This is a genomic window from Hymenobacter metallilatus (assembly GCF_003944705.1).
Classification (GTDB): Bacteria; Bacteroidota; Bacteroidia; order Cytophagales; family Hymenobacteraceae; genus Hymenobacter; species Hymenobacter metallilatus.
The window spans coordinates 367,304-388,094 of record NZ_RWIS01000002.1; the positions used below are offsets into that span (position 1 = coordinate 367,304).

Sequence of the window (20,791 nt, forward strand, 5' to 3'; positions counted from 1 at the left end):
GGTATATTGGCCCCATGAAGCTACTGCTCCTGCTTGGGCTGTTGGTGGGCACGATTGGGGTGCCGGCCGTGGCCCAGAGCCCCCTGCCCCGCCTGCTGCATACCGATTCGGTGCTGGCACCGGTGGCCCGGTACGCCCGCCAGCACCGCCTACAGATTATATATACCCGCATCCGGCGTGACCAGCGGGGGCGGCCCCACTTTCGCCAGTACCGCTACCGGCTGCGGCCCCGGGAGTACTTTTATCCGGCCAGTGCCATTAAACTGCCCGCGGCCGTACTGGCCCTGGAAAAAATGCAGGTACTGGCCCGGCAGGTGCCGGGCCTGAGCAGCGAGTCGCCGCTGCGGATTGATTCTGTGGCCTGGGGGCAAACCAGCGTGGTGCAGGATACCAGCAGCCAGCATCATCGTGCCAGCGTGGCTCACTACGTACGCAAGCTCCTGCTGGTGAGTGATAATGATGCCTATAACCGCCTCTACGAGCTGGTGGGGCCCGCGGCTCTGCAGCAGGGCCTGCGCGCCCACGGCCTGCGCCACACGGTGCTGCGCCACCGCCTTTCCGTCGGCGACCAGGATTCCACGGCCCGGCGTACCAACGCGGTGGCGTTTTTCTCTGATTCCAGCCTGACGAGGCCGCTGTACGTGCAGCCCGCGGCTACATTTACCGGTGCCTGGCCCCGCCCGCGCCAGCATGGGTTGCTGGTGGGGCAGGCGCATCTGCAGAACGGGCGGCGCCTACCCGAGCCCCTGGATTTCAGCGCCCGGAATACCACCACCTTACCCGATTTGCACCGCACGCTGCGGGCCATTCTGTTCCCGGCATCGGTGGCCCGGCGGCGGCAGTTTCAGCTGGATTCGGCCGACCGGAGGCTGCTGCTGGACTATATGCACCGCCTGCCCCGCCAGAGCCAGTGGCCCCACTACGCCGCCGCGCACTACCCCGATAACTACGCCAAGTTTCTGCTGGCTGGTGGGGCTGCGGGGCCGTTGCCGGCGGGCATCCGTATCTACAACAAAATAGGGCAGGCCTATGGCTTTCTGGTAGATAATGCCTACATCACCAACCCGGCGCAGGGAGTGGAGTTTCTGCTAAGTGCCGTGCTCTACGTAAACCAGGACGGCGTACTCAACGACGACCACTACGACTACGACACTGTGGGACTACCGTTTCTGCGGCGACTGGGCCAGGTGCTTTATCAGCGGGAGCTGCAGGCTAAAACGGCCGGCAAACGAGCCGTGGTCAGCAGCAGAAAAAAACAGTAGAGTAACATTAGTCGTATGCTGACGCTTATACCGTTGAGCTGCTGGCTTTATTTTGTTTGGGTAATGTATGGCTGTAAACTCTTTCGGTGTTACCGTTATTTCCTCTTTGCATGAGTACCGGCAGCGCGTGGCCCACAACCCCGAGCGTGAGCTGGTGGAGCTGATTACCCTGATTCCGGACCTGGTGCTGGATATTCGCTATGCCACAGCGCGCAACCTGCTGGGCAAACCTCTGTACAAGCAGGCCCGGGCCTTTTTGCGGCGGCCGGTGGCTGAGGCGCTACGCCAGGTGCAGCAGGCCCTGCGCCGTTTGGGGCTGGGCCTGTGCGTGTACGATGCTTACCGGCCGTATACCGTAACAGTACAGTTTTTTGAGCACGTGCGCGACGAGAAATTTGCGGCTCCGCCCTGGCGGGGCTCCCGGCACAACCGGGGCTGCTCCGTGGATGTGGGCCTCGTAGAGCAAGCCAGTGGCCGCCCGCTGCCGCTGCCCACCGACTTCGATGAGCTCCTGCCTGCTACTGATTCCCGCTACAGCCAGCTGCCGCCGCATGTGCTCTTCAACCGCAGCATTCTGCTGGCCGCAATGAAGCTGCATGGCTTCGTGAACTATTCCGGCGAATGGTGGCACTTCGACCATCCGAGCTGGGCCGATTTCGACTTGCTGGATTTGTCGTTTGAAGAGTTGAGTCAGGCGGGATGAGCAGATGAGCGGCCTGCCCACTCCGTCGGGAGTGGGGCAAGCAGGGAATCATGACACTGTTTGCCAACTTCTGCGGTGTATTTTTGCCGTAATGTTTCAATTACCTGCCACCCGCCCCTTTCTGATTTTTCTGCTGCTGAGCTTCATGCTGACAGCCCCCTGGCCGGGATACGCGGCTGATGCACCGCCCAAGCGGGAACTGCGGGGTGTCTGGATTGCTACGGTGGAAAATATTGACTGGCCCAGCAGCCGGGGCCTCACGCCCGAGCAGCAGCGCCGCGAATACCGCCGCATGCTCGATGAGCACCAGCAAAACGGCATTAACGCGGTGTTTGTGCAGGTGCGGCCCGCTTCCGATGCGTTTTATCAGAGCAGCCTGGAGCCCTGGAGCAAGTGGCTGACCGGGGTGCAGGGCAAAGCCCCCGCGCCCCTCTGGGACCCGCTGCCCTTCCTCATTGAGGAAGCGCACCAGCGTGGCATGGAGTTTCACGCTTGGTTTAATCCTTACCGGGCCACTATGGACACGGTTACGCGCCGCCTGGCCGCTAACCACCCCTACCGCCAGCACCCCGAGTGGTTTATGCGCTACGCCGGAAAGCTGCTGTACAATCCTGGCCTGCCCGAAGTGCGCCAGTACATCAACCGGGTTATCCTGGACGTGGTGCGCCGCTACGATATTGATGGGGTGCATTTCGACGACTATTTCTACCCCTACCCGGAAGCCAACCAGGTCATTCATGATGAAGTTGCCTTTGCCCGCTTCAACCCCGACAGCCTGTCCGTTGCCGACTGGCGGCGGCAGAATGTGAACATCCTGATCCGGGACCTGCACGATTCTATTCATCAGGCCAAGCGCTGGGTGAAGTTTGGAATTTCGCCCTTTGGGGTGTGGCGCAACCAAACCACCGACCCCAACGGCTCGGCTACCAAAGCCTTTCAGGGCTACGACGGGCTGTACGCCGACGCGCTGGAGTGGACGCGCCAGGGCTGGATAGATTACGTGCTGCCGCAGCTGTACTGGAGCACTGGGTTTAAGGTGGCCCAGTACCCGGTGCTGGTGGAGTGGTGGGCCCGCAATGCCAACGGCCGCCACGTATACATCGGGCACGGGGCCTACCGTATGCTGGAAAGCACCCGCTCCGATACCGTGTGGCGCAACCCCCGCGAGCTGCCCCGGCAGGTGCGCTTCAACCGCACGTTTCCGGCCGAGGTAAACGGCAGCGTGTTCTTCAGCTCCCGCTCCCTGATGGCCAACGCCCTGCACACCACCGACTCCCTGCGGCAGCATGAGTTCCGGTACCCGGCGCTGGTGCCCGCCATGCCCTGGCTGGATGCCGTGCCGCCCCGCCCGGCCCAGCAGCTCACGGCCAGCACCCAGCTCACGGTAAACACGCTGTCCTGGCAGCCCGGCCCCGCCGCCGCCGACGGCGACGAAGCCGCCTACTACGCACTCTACCGCTTCAACGAGGACCAGACACCCACCCCCGACGACCCCCGCAACCTGCTGGCCATCATCCGGCCGCAGGCGGGTGGCAAGCTGCAGTTTCAGGATACCACGGCCCGTTTCGGCCGCAGCTACGCTTACTACCTCACCGCCTTTGACAGGCTGCACAACGAGAGCCGCCCCATATCGGTGCGTACCAATGGCCGCCCCGCCGAGGTAATTGTGGCCCAGCAGGCGCCCCCGGAGCCGGTGCCCGCGCCCACTCCTGCTCCCGCTCCGGTGCCACCCACCCCGCCGGTTGCCACTGTCCCGCGCCCCACCGTGCCGCGGCCCGTTGTTACCCGCCCCGGTAGTACCACCACCAAGGTCAAGGTCAAAACCAAGAGCAAGCGCGGCGGCTTCTTCCAGTGGCTGTTTGGTGGGCGGTAAGTGCCCCGTGCTCCAGATCTTGGTGTACCGGGCTGCAACGCAAGAAAGCCTCTTCCCCAGCGGGGAAGAGGCTTTCTTGCTTGATAAGGAGCTGGTTTACAACGTCCGGTACTCGAACTTCACGCGGCCGGTGGAGCCGGCGGCACTGCTTTTGATGCCGGTAATGCGCAGCAGCATCATTTCACCGGTACCCCGTACGCGCACGGCGTACACGTCGTTCACGGCCACGGTGCCCAGGTCGGCGGAGGTGGTGTTCTGGAAGAGCAGCAGGCCGATGGCGTTGGCCGTAGCGGTGGTATACAGGCCCGAGGCTACCTGTACCGGCGTGAGCTTGTAGTAGCGGGTGGTATTGGCCGCTGCCAGCGTAAAGCTGGTGGTCGAAATACCCGATACAAACAGATCTTTGTTGGCAGCGGGGCCGGCCGCCGGCTCATTCAGGGCCGTTTTCAGGTTGAACGCCAGCGAATCGGAGGGTGCCCCGGACCCAAATACTACCCGGCCGGTTTTAAGCGCTGTAGCAAAGGAGGTAGGCCCCACAATGTTGATGGGAGCCGCCGTGAGTGAGGTGGAGGTGTTCTGGGCGTAGGCTACAAACGAGTACGTGAGTGTTTTGCCGTTGGAGCCAGCCGGTACGGGAGCATTTACTGTGACGGTGGTAGCCGCTCCGGCCGAAGGGCCGCGCACTACTGCCAGGCGCCGGGGCGCATCAGTGCCTACCTGCACAAAAGTGGTGAGGCTGTCCACGTTTTTGAACAGGGTAGCCGTGCTGCCCCCGGCAGGTACCGTCGAAATTCCTCCTTCATTCAGAAGGATGGAATAGCCCAGAATATCACCCGAAGACTGTTGGGTGGCGCTCAGGCCGTTGCGGTAGGTAACGGGCGTGGTACCGAATTTCAGCGTGGGCGAGTTGGCCGCCGTGTACGTGAAGCGGCGCAGGCGCTTGCTGCCGTCGGCAAAGGTCAGCGTCACATCAACCCGCACCGGGGTTTTGTTAGCCAGGTTGGCGGGCACCGTGTAGGGTACTACCTGGGTGAGAATCTGGGGCGTGCTGTTGTACTGCCCGTTGGCCGGGTACGTGCCCACCACGGCCGAGTCCAGGCGGTTTATCACCTGAAAAACGGTAATGTCCTTGAGGTTGTCGCCCGGGTTGAAGGCAACAACTACCGGCACGGTTTCGGTGGGGGCATATTTGGTGGCCAGGGCTCCGCCCAGGGTAGTCACCAGCCCAAAGCCCGCGTTGTCCTGCAGGGTGTAGTAATCGTCAAATTCTTCCTTTTTGCAGCTGGCCGTGGCCAGCCCCAGAGCCAGCAGCCCGGCCAGCCCCAGGGGCTGCCACCAGCGGGCGGCGAAAAGCGAACTATATCGTGTCATGCGCGAGAGAAGTAGCGAGAAGAGGAAAATTAAAGCAGGTCCTGACTACGGACGGTCCCACCACAGGGGCTTGCCAATGTAGTCGTCGTTGGACGTTGCCATAGCATCGGCGAATAGCTTGGCTACGGCCTGGGGGTTATAGAGTACCTCCGTGGCGCCCGGCAGCATACGGCGGGGCCACCGGTCCTTGAAATCGGGCTTGGTGGCCAGCGTACTGTTCACATTGGTACCCGTGGGGTAGCGCAGATTAGGGTAGATAGTGGGGTCGAAATCCAGGCGGCGCAGATCCGACCACGACTCCGGATTCAGGAACAGAGCAATGTACTTCTGCTCCATGATGCGCTTGAGCGTGAGCTCCGAGGTATTCTGGGCCACGGCGCTGCTGTTCAGGTAGGTTTCTATCTGCGCCCCGGAAATAAGGGGGAAGGAAACCGGAGGCACGGAGTTGGTGCCGCCCACGCCAATTTTGGCTATGTGCGCCCGAATACCCTCCCGGTAGGCCGCCAGGGCCCGGTTCAGGTTGCCGGCCCGGAAAGCCGCTTCGGCCTCGATAAACTTGATTTCGTGGTAAGTCAGTACCTCAAAATAGCCCAGGTCGCGGGCGTACCAGGAGCTGTAGAAATCAGTGAAGCCATTCACAATAGCCGCCGCCGAGCTGGTGCCCACGCCGGGGTCGGCGCCGGGGCTGCCGGCCGTGGCCATAATCGTCAGGCGCGGGTCCACTACGCCGGGGTAGGCGGCCCCGGCTGCGTTACCGTTCAGGTACTTAATAAGGTTGGTGGAGAAAGTAGCCGTACTGAAGTTGTTGCGGGTAGTTCCGAAAATGTTGGTAGTGCCCGTGAGTGGGGCCACCGCCACCTGAAACTGCAACTGGGCGTCATCGGCGGAGGAGGTCAGGCTCTGGTCTACCAGGGCCAGCACCCTGGCCGGGTCATAGGAGCTTTTCTTGGTAAGGTGGTTGAGCTGCCGGGCTTTCAGGCCGTTGGCAAACTTGATCCACTTCTGGGTATTGCCCTGGAACAGAATGTCGCCGGAGATGCTGGGCGAAGTCAGGTACAAAGGCCGGAAGTTCTCACCGGCCGGCTTCTGCATCAGGGCAATGCCCTCGTCGCAGAGCGTGTTGATGGTCTGGTAAATCTGCTCCTGCGAGTCGTACTTGGGCGTGTAGTTGGCCGCCCCCAGGTAGGCCTCCGAGTACGGAATGTCGCCCAGCATATCGGTGGCGTGGGCCAGCAGCATGGCCTGGATGATTTTGGCCGCCCCAATGTAGTAGGGCGAGCCTTCCTGCTCAGCGGCCTTGGTTAGCGTTGGGATGGTGCCGCCCGAGTAGAAGTAGCTGTAGTTGAAGGTGTTGGTGCTGTTGGCGTTGGTCAGAATGAACTGGTCGGAGCCTCCAATGGCCGACTTGCGCACCAGGTATTGCGTGAGGTAGGGCGTTACCAGGGAGGTAAACATCTGGGTTTGCACACCCTGGGAAATGATGCCGGGCAGCAGGAAGTTTGGCGTGGAGGTAACCGGGTTGTTGGGGTCGGTATTCACGTCGAAGAACTTGTCGCAGGACGTGAGCACCCCACTGCTCAAGGCCAGTCCCAGCAGCAAAATATATTTTTTCATCAGAACAAAGTCAGTTGAGAATAGGAGTTATCAGTTGTTCGTTGTCAGTTGTCAGTATCGTTCTGACAACTGACAACGAACAACTGTTAACTAATTAGAAATTCACGCGCAGGCTCATGTCCACGCCGCGGGTGCGGGGCACTCCACCGTAGTCGAAACCACCTGAGCCACCCCCGCGCACCCCGGCACCGGCCGAGGAGGTTTCCGGGTCGCCGCCCGAGTACTTGGTGAACAGCAGCAGGTTGCGGCCCGTCACCGACAGCTCCACGCCCTTCACCGACTTGGAATCGGCGAACAGTTTGGCCGGCAGCAGGTAGGAAAGTGTGGCGTAGCGCAGCCTCGACCAGGAGCCATCCTCAATAAAGGGAGTGCCAATTACGCCCAGCACGTTCTGGTAATAGCTCTGGGTAAGCTCCACGGGGCGGGTATTGGGCACATACGAGCCATCCGTCTGCCGGATAACGCCCTCGAACACGGCCGTTTTGTAGCGGTCCAGGGTTCGTTCACTCAGGCCGGTGCGGGTAGCCAGCCAGTCGTTGCCGTTTACTACCATGCCGCCCTTGCGGAAATCCCAGAGGAAGGACAGGGACAGCTCTTTGTAGCGGAGCGTGTTGGTAACCTGTACCGTGTACTGGGGGGCGCGGTTGCCGGCGTACACGAACGTGCTGGTATTTACCAGCGGGTAGCCGGTGGTAGCGTTGATGAGAATCTGACCATCCGGAGCGCGCTGATAGTCCAGGGCGCTGATGGAGGAAATGGCGTAGCCAGGGAAGGCTCCGCCCCGGGCCACGTCAATTACCCAGGCATCCGACTGGTACACCTCCGTGAGGAAGCCGGGTAGTTTATTGGCCTGGTTGCGGTTGGCGTAGTAGTTGGCCACTACATCCCAGGTGAAATTAGCCTGTTGCACGGGCGTACCACGCAGGGCAATTTCCAGGCCTTTGTTTTCCACAGTGCCCCCGTTGATGTACTGCAGAATAAAGCCGGTGGCCTGGCTTACGCGCGGGGCAATCAGCTGGTCGCGGGTGGTTTGCTGGTACACGTTGGCCTCCAGGCCCACGCGGTTGCGCAGAAACTGCAGGTCTACCCCAAACTCCAGGCTCTGGGTTTGCTCGGGTACCAGGTTGGCATTGGAGCCGAAGAAGCCGTTGCGGAAACCGCCCCCGATGTAGGTGCCCTGGGCCAGCGGCGACTCCACCCGGTACGGACCCGTGTCTTTGCCTACTGTGGCAATGGAGCCGCGCAGCTTACCGTAGTTCAGCCAGGGGTTCTGGGAGAGGCCCAGCAGCTGGGTAAACTCCCAGCCCAGCGCCGCCGAGCCGTAGTAGAACACGCGGCCGTAGTTTTTGCCCTCGTTGGGGCGGGGCAGGGTAGAGGTTTGGTCGCGGCGGCCGCCCAGCTCCAGGCTTACCTGGTTGAAGACGTTTACATTCAGGCGGGCAAAGTTGCCCACCAGTCGGCGCTCCGAGTTGGTGGTCAGTGCGTTGCGGTTAACCGTATTATTGATGGAGGGTACGGCCGGGTTAGGGTTCAGAAAAATCAGCCCCAGGTTGTCCACAATTTCCGAGCGGCTCACGTCCACCATGTTGCCCAGCACCAGGTTACCCCCAATGTTATCGGAGAAATTGTGCTTGAACGTCAGCAGGGTATTGGAGTTGAGCAGGCGGCTCAGCGTGCTGGTTTCCGAAATACCGCCATCCTGATTGCCGGTAAGTGAGGTGCCCACGGCCCGCACCGAGCGGTCCTTCTGGAAGTAGAAGTCGGTGCCGGTGGTATTGGACAGGTTCAGCCACTTCAGCAGGTCCAGCGACGCCTGAATGCTGCCAATAAAGCGGTTGTTGCGGGTGGTTTGGGGGTTGCGGTAAATGGAGAAGTAGGGGTTGTCGGCGTCGTTGGCCGAGGTGGCCGAGCCCAGCAGGCGGCGGCGTGTGCCATCGGGGTTCAGGTACACGCGGGCATCGTCGTTGCGGGGCCAGTTGAGCAGGCTGGTGTAAAAGCCGCCCGTGCCCCCAAACAAGCCCGGCCCCTGAATGGGTACCGTGCCGCCCGAGTTGATATACTGGGTGGAGCCCGTCAGGCTAAGTTTTTCCGAGAGCTTGGCCGAGCCGCCCAGGCGCAGGGTGGTGCGCTCGTAGCGGCTGGTGGGCACAATGCCATCGGTGGTGTTGCGCGAGGCCGAGAAAATAAAGGAGTTCTTCTCCGAGCCCCCCGATAAGGTGAGGAAGTGCTGCCAGCTTTTACCCTTCTGAAAGAAGTTGCCCACGTTGTCGTACACCGTTTCGCCGGGCTGGAACTGGGGGCCGAAGGAGGAGCGCACCGTGGGGTCGAAGGTGCCGTTGCTGCCCTGTTTGTACCGGTCCTGCAGGGTAGGCAGCGTCTGCACCTCATCCACCGAAAACTGGGTACGGTAGCTAATGCTAGTGCGGCCGGATGCGCCTTTTTTGGTGGTAATGATTACGGCCCCGTTGGCGGCACGCAGCCCGTAAATAGCGGCAGCAGCCCCACCTTTCAGCACCGTAAGTGAGGCAATATCCTCGGGGTTCAGGTCGCCCACCCGGTTCTGGCTGGCCACCGAGCGGCCCAGCAGCCCGTTGAAGCCCGAGCCCCCGCCCGGCGCCGTGCTTTCCGTGAACGAGGAGTTATCCATAATCACCCCGTCAATCACAAACAGGGGCTGGTTGTTGCCATCCAGGGAGTTGCCGCCCCGGATAACAATGGCCGCCCCCTCGCCGGGAGCTCCCCCCGACGACGTAATGCTTACCCCGGCTACCTTGCCCTGCAAGGCATTCACGATGTTGGTCTGGCGGGTTTCCACCAGCTCGCCGCCCTGCACCTGGGGGGCGCTGTAGTTCAGCTCGCGGCGTTCCTGCTTAATGCCCATGCCCGTTACCACCACCTCGCTAAGGCTCTTGGAATCGGGGCTGAGGGCAATAGTAGCGGTGGTAGTATTTCCTACCCGATACTCCTGGGAGGTATAACCGATAAAGCTGAATACCAAGGTGCTGCCCGTAGGAACATTGGCCAGCGTGTAGCGGCCATCGGCACCGGTCTGGGTGCCAATGGTGGTGCCCTTAACCAGCACGTTTACGCCGGGCAGAGGCTGCTGGTCGTTGGAACCGGTTACCACACCCTGCATGGTTACGGTGGCTTGCTGGGCCCAGGCGGAAGGGGCAGCCAGCATCAGCCCCAGTGCCAGTGGGGATGACCATAAACGTTTTTTCATACGCAAAGGAGAGAAGTGAGAGAAAGGAAGGGAAACAGCAAAACCAACGAGCCTGAGGGAGCACGCGGTAGTTGGATTATGACGGGATAATGGGAGGCGGGAAAGGGCGGGCCGGGAGAGAAAGGAACTGTATGGCCGCTAAACTGAAGGAGGAAGGGGCAAAGGGTGGGAGTGGGAAGGCAGGGGCGGAAAAAAGCAGAAACGGGAGGCTAACCTACACATTTCATCTAAAACTACTAGTTGTAGCCTAGCGAAACAACTATATATGGTATTTTTTGAAGGTAGGATGTTGCTGGCTGAATGGGTTGTCCAAGGCAAGAGGATAAGCGCAGAAGCAGGGCCGCCACCTGCGTGCGAAACTGAGTTGGATGGTGCATCTTGCCGTTGGCATCCGCTCAATGCCCACCCGCTTATGCAAACTACCACCCAGGCCGCCGAGGCTGACACCCACACCACTCCGCTGGCCGAGGCCTCCCAGCCCGGCCGCCTACAGTCGCTTGATGTGTTTCGGGGCCTCACCGTTATGGCCATGATTCTGGTGAACAACCCCGGCGACTGGGGCCACATCTACGCCCCGCTGGAGCACGCCCACTGGCACGGCTGTACCCCCACCGACCTTATCTTTCCTTTCTTCCTGTTCATTGTGGGCGTTAGCATAACCTACGCGCTGGATGGGGCCCGGCAGCAGCCCGCTACCCACAACCGCACCCTGCTGCGGGTGCTGAAGCGGGCGGCCATTCTGTTCGGGCTGGGCCTGTTTTCGGCGCTGTTCCCGAAGTTTGACTTCAGTACGGTGCGTATTCCGGGGGTGCTGGCCCGCATTGCGGTGGTGTTTCTGGTGTGCGGCATTCTGTTCCTGAAAACCAACCGCCGGCAGCAACTCGGGCTGTTGGCCTTTATCCTGATTTTCTACAACGTGCTGCTGCAGCTGGTACCGGTACCCGGCTACGGCCCCGCCAACCTGGAAGCGGGCACCAACCTCGGGGCCTGGCTCGACCGCACGGTGCTGGGCGAGGCTCACCTTTGGAAGCAGAGCCGTACCTGGGACCCCGAAGGCCTTTTGAGTACGCTGCCGGCCCTTGGTACTGGTTTGCTGGGGTTGCTGGCGGGCCAGTGGCTGCGCCGCCGGGAGGTGGAGCCGGCCACCCGGGTGGCCTGGCTGTTTGTTGCCGGCGGAGGCTGCGTACTGCTGGGCATGGTCTGGAACGGCTGGTTTCCCATCAACAAAGCCCTCTGGACCAGCTCCTACGTGCTGTACACCGGCGGGCTGGCCCTGGCTACGCTGGCGGGCCTGTACTGGCTGGTGGATGTACAGCAGTACCGCCGCTGGACGCTGCCGGCGCTGGTGTACGGGGTCAATGCCATTACGGTGTTTTTTCTCTCGGGCCTGATTCCGCGCCTGCTGAACATGGTAAAAGTAACCGGAGCCAACGGCCAGGAAACCGGCCTGCGTACCTGGCTGTATGATACGCTGTTTGTGCCGTATTTCAGCCCCCTTAATGCCTCGTTGGCCGGGGCGTTGGTGTGCGTATTTATCTGGTTTGTAGTGCTCTGGCTAATGTACCGGCGGAATATTATCATCAAGGTGTAGTAGGAGGAATCAACAAAAACAGACCGTCATTCCGAGCTTGCCGAGGAATGACGGTCACCGATTATCAATCAATACCATGCCCTCTGCTAAACCGGCCCGCCTGCTTTCCCTGGATGTATTTCGGGGGCTGACGGTGGTCCTGATGCTGCTGGTGAACAACGCCGGCGACTATACCCAGTACTACCGGCCGCTGGCCCACGCGCCCTGGCACGGCTGCACCCCCGCCGACCTGGTGTTCCCGTCCTTCGTGTTTATAATGGGCGTGGCGCTGGTGTATGGGCTGGCGGCGGTGCGGGCCCAGCCGGAGCAGCACATGGCCACCCTTTGGCGTATTGGCCGCCGCGTGCTGGTGCTGCTGGTGCTGGGCCTGCTCATCGGGCTGGTTCCATACTTCTATTTCACTTCCTTCCGGATTCCGGGGGTGCTGCAGCGCATTGCGCTGGTGTACGGGGTCTGTAGCGTACTATTCCTGAAAACTACCTGGCGGCAGCAGCTATGGATAAGTGCGGGGTTGCTGGTGGGATATAACGTGCTGCTGCAGCTGGTGCCGGTGCCGGGCATCGGGCCGGCCAACCTGGAGCCCGCCACCAACCTCGGGGCCTGGCTCGACCAGCGGCTGTTTACCCTGGATCATATGTTTCTGAAGGATAAAGGCTGGGACCCGGAATCATTGCTGGGGACGCTGCCTACCATTGCTACCGGGCTGCTGGGGGTGCTGGTAGGCCAGTGGCTGCACCGCCCTGCCCCCGAGCGTACTGCCAAAGCCGTGTGGCTGTTTGTGGCCGGAGCCGGGCTGGTGCTGCTGGGCCTGATCTGGAACGGCTGGTTTCCCATCAATAAGGCCCTCTGGACCAGCTCCTTCGTGCTGTATGCCGGCGGTATTAGCGTACTGATGCTGGCCGGCCTGTACTTTCTGGTGGATGTGCAGGAGTGGCGCGGGGCCTGGACCCGGCCGCTGATTGCCTGCGGCAGCAATGCGCTGCTGGTGTTTTTCCTGCCCGAGGTGCTGGAACGCCTGCTCACCCGCCTGAAGCTGCACCACGCCGACGGCTCCGTATTCTACGCCCGTGACTGGCTGTACCACACATTCTTCACGGCCCGCATTGCCAACCCCTACCATGCCTCTCTGGCCTACGCCGTGGCCTATGTAGCCGTGTGGGTGGGCATTTTATGGGTACTGTACCGGCGGCGGATTTTCTTCACTGTATAAGGTCGGCCCGGCTATCAGCCCAAATTTCCCGTACTTCAACTATGAAATATTCCTGGATTCTGACCGTGGCGCTGGCCCTGACTGCTTCCGTGGCGCAGGCGCAGACTACTACCACTTCTGCCACTACGGCAGCCAAAACACCGGTTTCCGCGGGGCAGCGTAAAGCAGCCGAAGAGCTGTTGCAGGCTACCAGCACGGAGAAAAACCTGGCGGCTTCCATCGACCGGATGCTGGCCCTGCAAATCGAGCAAAACCCTGGTATGAAGGCTGTAGAGCCGGAAATGCGGGCTTACATCAACAAATACATGAGTTGGGCTTCTTTGAAAGATGAACTGGTGCAGATATATGCACAGGAGTTCACCGAAAAAGAGCTGAAGGAGCTGACAAAATTCTATCTGACACCCATCGGCCGCAAAACCATTGAAAAAATGCCGCAGCTGATGGTAGCCGGTATGGAAATGGGCCAACGCCGGGTGCAGGAGCATTTACCCGAGCTGCAGCAGGCCATTGCCGAAAAGATGAAGACGCAAGCCCCGTCTGATGTGAAATGAGTTGCTGGTTGCCGGTACTGAAATCCGGTGTCATCCTTCGTGGGGCGAAGGACCTTACCACTGGATAACTTAACAATGAAAGCGAAGCGGTAGAGATGCTTCGACTCCGCTCAGCATGACCATTCTATTTGAGACCAACAACTGAAACCAGCAATCAGCAACTTACCACTGGTACCCGTCGAAATCCTTGCGGAGCTGGGTTTTGAGCAGTTTGCCGGTGGCGGTGTGGGGGAGTTGGTTTACGAATTCCACGGCTTCCGGCACCCACCAGCGGGCCACTTTGCCGTCGTAGTAAGCCAGTAACTCCTCTTGGCTGATTTCCTGGCCGGGCTTGCGCACTACTACCAACAAAGGCCTTTCGCTCCATTTAGGGTGGGGCACGCCAATTACGGCGGCTTCGGCCACGCTGGGGTGGCCCACGGCCAGGTTTTCCAGCTCGATGCTTGAAATCCACTCCCCACCCGATTTAATGACGTCCTTGCTCCGGTCAGTTATCTGCATGAAGCCGGCCGCATCAATGGTGGCCACGTCGCCGGTGCGAAACCAGCCGTCGGGCGTCAGCTGGCCGGGCTCAGTGCCGAAATAGTCGGCCACGATGAAGGGCCCGCGCACCAGCAGGTCGCCGAAAGCTACGCCGTCGTGGGGCAGCGCCCGGCCCTCGTCGTTCACAATCTGCATATCTACTCCAAAAATTACCCGCCCCTGCTTGGTCTGAATGGCAAACTGCTCGTCGGGGCTGAGGCGGAGCTGTTGGGGCTTAAGGGTGCAGACGGTGCCCAGGGGCGAGGTTTCCGTCATGCCCCAGGCGTGGCGGATGGTCACGCCCAGTTCTTCATCGAAAGCCCGCAGCAAAGCCGGCGGGCAGGAGGCCCCGCCCACAATCATCTGGCGCAGCGTGGAAAACCGCAGCTGCTTTTCGCGCATGAAGGTGAGCAGCCCGAACCAGATGGTGGGTACCCCGGCCGTGAAGGTCACGCCTTCCGTCTCGAACAGCTCGTAGAGGCTGGCTGCATCCAGCCCCGGTCCCGGCAGCACCAGCTTGCAGCCTAGCATGGGGGCCAGGTAGGGAATACCCCAGGCGTTGACGTGGAACATGGGCACAACCGGCAGAATTACGTCGCGGGCCGAGCAGTTGAAACAGTCAGGCAGTCCGGCCGCAAAGCTGTGCAGTAGCGTGGAGCGGTGGGAGTAGAGCACGCCCTTGGGCTGGTCGGTGGTGCCGGAGGTATAGCACAAGGAGGAGGCGGTGTTTTCATCGAACAGCGGCCACTCGAACTCGTTGTTTTCGGCGGCCAGCAAGTCCTCATAGCAGCGCAGGTCGGGCAGGGTGGTGGCTTCGGGCATGTGTGCCCGGTCGGTCATCAGCACCCAGGTTTCCACGGTGGGGCAGCTGGGAGCCAGCTTTTCTACCAAGGGCAGAAAGGTAAGGTCAAAGAAGAGCACCCGGTCCTCGGCGTGGTTGATGATGTACACCAGCTGCTCGGCAAACAGCCTTGGGTTGATGGTGTGGCACACCGCCGCGCTGCCCGACACGGCGTAGTACAGTTCGAGGTGGCGGTGGGTGTTCCAGGCCAGCGTGCCCACCCGGTTGCCTGAGCTAATGCCCAGCCGTTGCAGGGCATTGGCCAGTTGGCGGCTGCGGCGGCCCAGGCCGGCGTAGGTAGTGCGGTGCAGGCCCCCTTCGGCCAAACGGCTTACAATTTCCGTGTCGGCGTGCCATTTCTCGGCATGTTCCAGCAGCCCCGCAATGCGCAGGGGCGTGTTCATCATGAGGCCTTGTAGCATGTTCGGATGGGGTTTTCTCGCAGAGGTCCGCAGAGGAATGCGCTGAGGTAAAGGGAGGTCGTTCTGCTACAGGCCGTTGGCGAGGCGGACGATGCCGTCTTTGACGTGTGGCATGTTGAAGTTGATGAGTAGGCCCAGCTTCCGTTTCGAGAGCCGCAGATAGGTCAGCAGTTGCTTGTGATGCACGTCCAGCAGCGCATCTACTGATTTAATTTCGACAATTACTTTGTCTTCCACCAGCATATCGAGCCGGAAGCCCAGGTCTAGTTTCACCTCATCGTAATACGCCGGCAAACCGACTTGCGTGGCTACAAGCAAGCCGCCTTTGCGGATTTCATGCGCCAAAGCAGCCTCGTACACCGACTCCAACAGCCCCGGCCCCAAGGCAGTATGTACCTTAAAAGCCCCTCCCCGAATTACGTAAGCAATATCGTTCTCGCTCATTTTACCTCCTTTTAACCTCAGCGCATCCCTCTGCGGACCTCTGCGAGAAAACCCCTTATTACTCCTCTTTCGGCACCGTACTTTCCACTTCCTGCTTCTGCGCCTGCCGCACGCTTTGCAAAGCAATTTGCAGAACGCCGCTGCGCACGCTCAACTCCGTGATTTTATTATTCCGGCGGGTGGGGTTTACGCGGTTGGTGAGTACCACGCAGGTAATTTCCTCCTTGGGGTCGACCCAGAAATAGGTGCCCGTGAAGCCGGTGTGGCCGTAGCTCTGGGGCGAGGCCAGCGGAGCCGAATTCACGGCCGGGTTAGCGGCGGGCCTATCGAAGCCCAGGGCGCGGCGGTTATCGGGGCAGAACTGGCAGCGGATGTACTCCTGCACGGTTTCCGCTTTCAGGAGTTGTTGCCCGCCGTAGCGGCCGTTCCAGGCATACATCTGCACCAGCTTAGCCAAATCGGTGGCCGAGCCGAACAGGCCGGCGTGGCCGGAGAGGCCGCCCAGCAGAGCTGCGCCCTCATCATGCACGGTGCCGTGCAGCTGGCCGTGGCGGAACAGGGAGTCGTATTCGGTGGGGGCAATGCGACTGAGCGGGAAGCGGCGGGTAGGGTTGTAGCCCAGGGTAGGAGCCCCCAGCGGCCGGTACACCTCATCCGTCACAAACTGGCCCAGCGGCTTGCCCGACACGCGCTGCACAAAGCGCGGGTACAGGATAAACGACAGATCGGAGTACACGTAGCCCGGCTTCTCGTTCAGCGGCGACTCGGCAATGGCCTTCAGAATCCGCGCCGGGAAGTCTTTACGAGCCCAGAGGCGGGGGCCGGCCGGCAGCGGAAACCGCGCCGACGAATCGGGGCGGAAGTAGCGGCGGTTCAGCTCCGAAGGCTGGGTAGTGGATACGTCTTTGGCCTCGGGGCTTTTGCCGAGCAGGCCGTTGAAGAAGCCCCGGGGCTTGGTGTAGTCCTTCCAGAACGGAATCCAGGCTTTCAGGCGGGCCTGGTGCGTAAGCACGTCGCGCAGCTTGAGGTCCTGCTTGTTGGTGCCCATCAGCTCGGGAAACAGCTGGCCCATGGTCATGTCGGGGTTGAACTTGCCCTGGTCCTGGAGCTTCATCAACGAGGGCAGCGCGGCCGATACTTTGGTCAGAGAAGCCAGATCATACAAATCGGTGCTGCGGACGGGGCGGGCAGCTTGGCCGGCGGTGGGGTAGGAGTGGGTGCCGTAGCTTTTCTGCAGTACTACCGTGCCGCGGCGGGCAATAACCACCTGCGCCCCGGGGAAGGCCCGGGCCGCAATGGCCAGGTTTATCAGCGAGTCCACGCGGCTTTCCAGGTTGTTGTTCATGCCCACGGCCTCCGGCTGGCTGTAACGCAGCCGGATACCGCCCTGAGTAGCCAGGCCCTTGCCGTAAGCGTAGCGGTCCGATACGGTAACGGGCAAGTGGCCGCTGGCCGAAATACCCCCGAAAATAACCTCGGCTGCTACTTCCTGGGCGTTTTTGCTTTCCTGATAAGCCAGCACCACCGCATCGGCGCGGTCCAGGTCCCGGACTTTCGCCACGGCATACGCCGAGCCAAATACCGACACAACCAGCCGCTGGCCTGGTCCACCCAACTCGCGCAGCAGCACATTGGTTTCGGGCGTTACACCGAAGTTGGTAGCCGGCAGGCGGCCCAGGTTATTCAGGCCAATCAGCACGGTGTTGTAGGCTTTCAGCGTTTCGCGCATACGGGCCAGCTCATCCAGGCTGGGCGCGGCCGGCAGCCAGAAATGGCGTACCGGCGCATAGTCGGCCACCATGCGCTGGAAATCGGTAGTGTCCCGGGTGCCGATGGTGAGCGTGGCCAGACGCAGCGTATCCAGGCGCTGCAGAGGCAGCAATGTGCGCTGGTTGCGTAGCACCGTTACGCTCAGCTCCGTGAGCTGGCGGCTCAGGTACTGGGCATGGGGCGTGTTCAGGTCCTGGGTGAGGCCAGGCAGGCTAATAGGGCGGTACTTATCGAGGCCGGCCCACTGTTTCAGGGCCAGCACCTTGCGGCAGCGCCGGTCAATGTCGGCCTGGGTCAGCTCGCCCCGGTTGATAGCCTCGCGCACCATACGCAGGGCCAGCGGAATGTTCTTGCTGAACTCCAGAATATCGTTGCCGGCCACCAGGGCCCGCACGTCGGCCTCGCCGGGCGGATACTTGCTGATGACACCCTTCATGTTCATGGCGTCGGTGAAGATGAGGCCCTCAAACCCCAGCTTCTGCTGCAGCAGCCCCTGAATAATGGGCTTCGAGAGGGTGGAAGGCAGGCCGGTGGTATCGAGGGCCGGAATATTGAGGTGGGCCACCATCATCCCGCCCAGCCCGCGCTTCATCAGGCTTTTGAACGGAAACAGCTCCAGGGTGTCAATCCGCTTGCGGTCAATGCGCAGCAGGGGCAGGGCCAGGTGAGAGTCCGTGTCGGTGTCGCCGTGGCCGGGGAAGTGCTTGGCTACGGCCAGCACGCCCGCGTCCTGCATACCCTTCATGTAGAGGTAGCTTTTCTCCGTTACTTCTTCCCGGTTTTCGCCCCAGCTCCGGAAGCCGATGACGGGGTTTTGAGCGTTGTTGTTCACATCCACCACCGGGGCAAAGTTGACGTGCATACCCAGCCGCTTGAACTGGGCCGCTACCTCGGTGCCCATGTCATACAGGAGCTGGTTGTCGCGCAGGCCGCCCATGCTCATCTGGTAGGGGAAGCGCACCACGCTGTCCAGGCGCATACCCACGCCCCATTCGGCATCCATGGCTACCAGCAGGGGCACCCGGCTCTGGCTCTGGTAGCGGTTCAGCAGGCGGCTCTGGCGCACGGGCCCGCCCTGAAAGAAAATCAGGCCCCCAATGCCGTACTGCTGAATCAGGGTCGAAATTGAATCCTCATCCACGCGGGTGCGGTTGGAGTAAGCAGCCACCATAAACAGCTGCGCCACCCGCTGGTCGGGGGTAAGTGTCTGCATCACCGAGTCAACCCAGCGCGACTGGCTGAGATGGCCCGCAAACGGAACCGGCTGGTTGCGGCTCTTGGTGGGGGCCGGCTTGCGCATGATTTCTTCGTGCAGGACAGGCTTGGAAGGACCAAACCGAACTGGGGCCTGTACTGGGGCCGACGTTGCCCGACGAGCCGGCCCTACGGTACGTACTTTCCTGACGGGTGCCCGGCGAGCTACCGTACGGGTGGTGTTGCGGGCTGCAGATTTTTTGCGACGGCGCTGAGCTGAACCAGTATCGGGGCTGAGCAGCACCAGGGCCAGCAGCAGGAAGGAAAGAAAGCGGAAGAAGGACAAAACGGCGGAGCAATGAGGTGAGGTTGCGAAGTTAGGCGAAGTCGGGCAGTAACCGAGTGGCCCGCCGCCAATGAGCATCCCGGCCGGGCCAGCCGTTTTGCCACCCCGGCGGCTGGCCCGGCCGGGGTAAGCCCGGCTCACACCTGGCACCAAGCACGACAGGGCTGCTGGCAGATCAGTCAGCTGTTTGCAAGGGGGTAATTACGTTGATTGTCAGTTGGTAACGTTGTCGGCATCGTTTGCATAGATAAATGTGCCAGAATGCTTTGAGTACGGAGGATTAACCCCAACATTTACCGCCGTACAGAAAGCCGCCGGTTTCTGTGCTCTTTCCACTGCTCATCAGTGGCCCGGGTATGTCGCCTCTGCCCCAGAGTCCGGCTGCCTGAGGAAGTGGCTTACCAGTGCCCGCTCTTGCTCCGATGCCGACCGTTTTGCGTGATGCAAACGGTGTCTTAGGCCCTCACCTGGTTGCTCGTTTGTATTGCCCCAAACTATTTCGCGGCCCCCTGGCCAACAGGACTGGTATGCCTTATCCGGACCGGTCGGGCTGGGCCGGAGTGTATCCGTTTTTACCCGCTCTGCCCGCGCATTGGCAGCGGGCTCGTTCTTCCTGCCACTTACCCACACAACCATTTCTACCCCATGAAAACTCCCACATTCTCCTTCCACCTCATGTCGGTGCTGGGCCTGGCCGGCCTGCTCGCGGCCTGCGAAGCCAGCGGCCCGATGCCCGCCGCTACCACCACCGCCCAACTGGCCGATGCCACTACCGCTACCTGCGGAGCCCAAGGCTGGGCCTCCCAGAACGGCGGTACTACCGGCGGGGGCACTGCCACGCCCACGGTAGTAGCTACCTACGCACAGCTGAAAGCTGCTCTTGAGAACAGCAGCGTGAAGGTGGTACAGGTAAATGGCACTATTACCATTCCCTCAGGCGGGCGAATTTCCCTGCAGGATCAGACCGGCAAAACTCTTTTTGGCTCGGCCGGGGCCCGGCTGGTTTCCGCCGACCAAAGCCAGAATAACTCGGGTATCCTGTACGTGAAGCGCTGCAGGAACATCCTGTTGCGCAACCTGGTATTCGAGGGCCCCGGCGCCTATGATACCGACGGTTGGGACAACTGCACTCTTGATGCCTCCACCAACGTGTGGGTGGACCACTGCGAGTTCCGGGACGGGGTGGATGGTAACTTCGACATCAAGAATGCCTCCGACTACATCACCGTTTCCTGGACCAAGTTCGCCTACCTGAAAGCACCCCGCGCGGGCGGCTCCGGCGGCTCCGACGACCACCGCTTCTCCAATCTCATTGGCTCCTCCGACGGCGCAACCGGCGACCGGGGCAAGCTGCGCATCACATTTGCCCGCTGCTGGTGGGCCCCGGGCTGCGTGGCCCGTATGCCACGGGTACGGTTTGGTAAGGTGCATGTAGTAAACAGCCTGTTCAACAGCCCGGCCAGCAAATCGGGCGTGCAGGCCGGATTCGAGGCCGATATCCGCATTCAGGCCAACGTGTTCGAGAGTGTAACCAACCCGATTGATCTGATGGACCAGAAGTCGACGGCGGTGCAGGAAATCAGTAACCTGTTTACCAGCGTGAGCGGGGCGAAGGTGGGCAACGGCAAAACGGCCTTCACCCCGCCCTACACGGTGTCGGTGCTGGCGGCTTCGAGCGTGAAGTCGGCCGTAACAGCCTCTAATGGCGCGGGTGCTACCGTGGGCGGCAACGTGTGCACCAACAGCGGAATCTGATGCCTTAAGTCAGGTTATGTAATTGAGTAAGAGAAGGTAGGCGGTGGAATGCTTTCCAGTGCGTACCTTCTCTTTCTGTTTCCCATCTACCACAACCCT

At 61.1% G+C, this 20,791-nt stretch carries 13 protein-coding genes; 7 read left to right on the forward strand and 6 right to left on the reverse strand.

Annotated elements, in window-relative coordinates; translation table 11 throughout:
• Positions 1-14: 14 nt before the first annotated feature.
• The 3 genes from EI290_RS04940 to EI290_RS04950 all read left to right on the forward strand — a co-directional run bounded on the left by EI290_RS04940 (position 15) and on the right by EI290_RS04950 (position 3,838).
• Complete coding sequence (locus EI290_RS04940; RefSeq protein WP_125427341.1) at positions 15-1,262, forward strand: serine hydrolase; 1,248 nt, start codon at positions 15-17, stop codon at positions 1,260-1,262.
• A 67-nt stretch (positions 1,263-1,329) separates the two neighbouring features.
• Positions 1,330-1,965, forward strand: a complete 636-nt coding sequence (locus EI290_RS04945; protein ID WP_125427342.1) for a M15 family metallopeptidase — start codon at positions 1,330-1,332, stop codon at positions 1,963-1,965.
• A 91-nt stretch (positions 1,966-2,056) separates the two neighbouring features.
• Positions 2,057-3,838: a glycoside hydrolase family 10 protein gene (locus EI290_RS04950; RefSeq protein WP_125427344.1), complete on the forward strand. Its 1,782-nt coding sequence runs from the start codon at positions 2,057-2,059 to the stop codon at positions 3,836-3,838.
• Between the two features lie 96 nt (positions 3,839-3,934).
• On the opposite strand, the gene EI290_RS04955 is transcribed toward EI290_RS04950, so the two are convergent.
• The 3 genes from EI290_RS04955 to EI290_RS04965 form a co-directional block, all read right to left on the reverse strand.
• The gene (locus EI290_RS04955) at positions 3,935-5,209 is read right to left on the reverse strand and encodes a hypothetical protein (RefSeq protein WP_125427346.1); all 1,275 of its coding nucleotides are present in this window, start codon (positions 5,207-5,209) and stop codon (positions 3,935-3,937) included.
• Between the two features lie 45 nt (positions 5,210-5,254).
• Positions 5,255-6,823 carry a SusD/RagB family nutrient-binding outer membrane lipoprotein gene (locus EI290_RS04960; RefSeq protein WP_125427348.1) on the reverse strand — a complete coding sequence of 523 codons (1,569 nt, stop codon included), beginning with the start codon at positions 6,821-6,823 and terminating at the stop codon, positions 5,255-5,257.
• Positions 6,824-6,917: 94 nt separating this feature from the next.
• Positions 6,918-10,046: a SusC/RagA family TonB-linked outer membrane protein gene (locus EI290_RS04965; RefSeq protein WP_125427350.1), complete on the reverse strand. Its 3,129-nt coding sequence runs from the start codon at positions 10,044-10,046 to the stop codon at positions 6,918-6,920.
• Between the two features lie 412 nt (positions 10,047-10,458).
• Here EI290_RS04965 and EI290_RS04970 point away from each other — a divergent pair, with 412 nt between their 5' ends.
• From EI290_RS04970 to EI290_RS04980, 3 genes are all read left to right on the forward strand, one after another.
• On the forward strand, positions 10,459-11,637 hold the full coding sequence (locus EI290_RS04970) for an acyltransferase family protein (protein WP_125427352.1): 1,179 nt from the start codon (positions 10,459-10,461) through the stop codon (positions 11,635-11,637).
• 76 nt (positions 11,638-11,713) lie between these two features.
• The gene (locus tag EI290_RS04975; RefSeq protein ID WP_125427354.1) at positions 11,714-12,847 is read left to right on the forward strand and encodes an acyltransferase family protein; all 1,134 of its coding nucleotides are present in this window, start codon (positions 11,714-11,716) and stop codon (positions 12,845-12,847) included.
• Positions 12,848-12,888: 41 nt separating this feature from the next.
• Complete coding sequence (locus EI290_RS04980) at positions 12,889-13,398, forward strand: DUF2059 domain-containing protein (RefSeq protein WP_185816851.1); 510 nt, start codon at positions 12,889-12,891, stop codon at positions 13,396-13,398.
• A 162-nt stretch (positions 13,399-13,560) separates the two neighbouring features.
• Here the strand turns inward: EI290_RS04980 and EI290_RS04985 are convergent, their stop codons facing one another.
• The 3 genes from EI290_RS04985 to EI290_RS04995 form a co-directional block, all read right to left on the reverse strand.
• Complete coding sequence (locus tag EI290_RS04985) at positions 13,561-15,183, reverse strand: 3-(methylthio)propionyl-CoA ligase (RefSeq protein ID WP_246008854.1); 1,623 nt, start codon at positions 15,181-15,183, stop codon at positions 13,561-13,563.
• Between the two features lie 66 nt (positions 15,184-15,249).
• The gene (locus EI290_RS04990) at positions 15,250-15,627 is read right to left on the reverse strand and encodes a GxxExxY protein (protein ID WP_125427358.1); all 378 of its coding nucleotides are present in this window, start codon (positions 15,625-15,627) and stop codon (positions 15,250-15,252) included.
• Positions 15,628-15,685: 58 nt separating this feature from the next.
• Positions 15,686-18,937 (reverse strand): glycoside hydrolase family 3 N-terminal domain-containing protein, encoded by a 3,252-nt coding sequence (locus EI290_RS04995; RefSeq protein ID WP_246008855.1) that lies wholly within the window; start codon positions 18,935-18,937, stop codon positions 15,686-15,688.
• A gap of 645 nt (positions 18,938-19,582) precedes the next feature.
• Here EI290_RS04995 and EI290_RS05000 point away from each other — a divergent pair.
• Positions 19,583-20,692 (forward strand): pectate lyase family protein, encoded by a 1,110-nt coding sequence (locus EI290_RS05000; RefSeq protein ID WP_125427360.1) that lies wholly within the window; start codon positions 19,583-19,585, stop codon positions 20,690-20,692.
• Positions 20,693-20,791 lie beyond the last annotated feature (99 nt).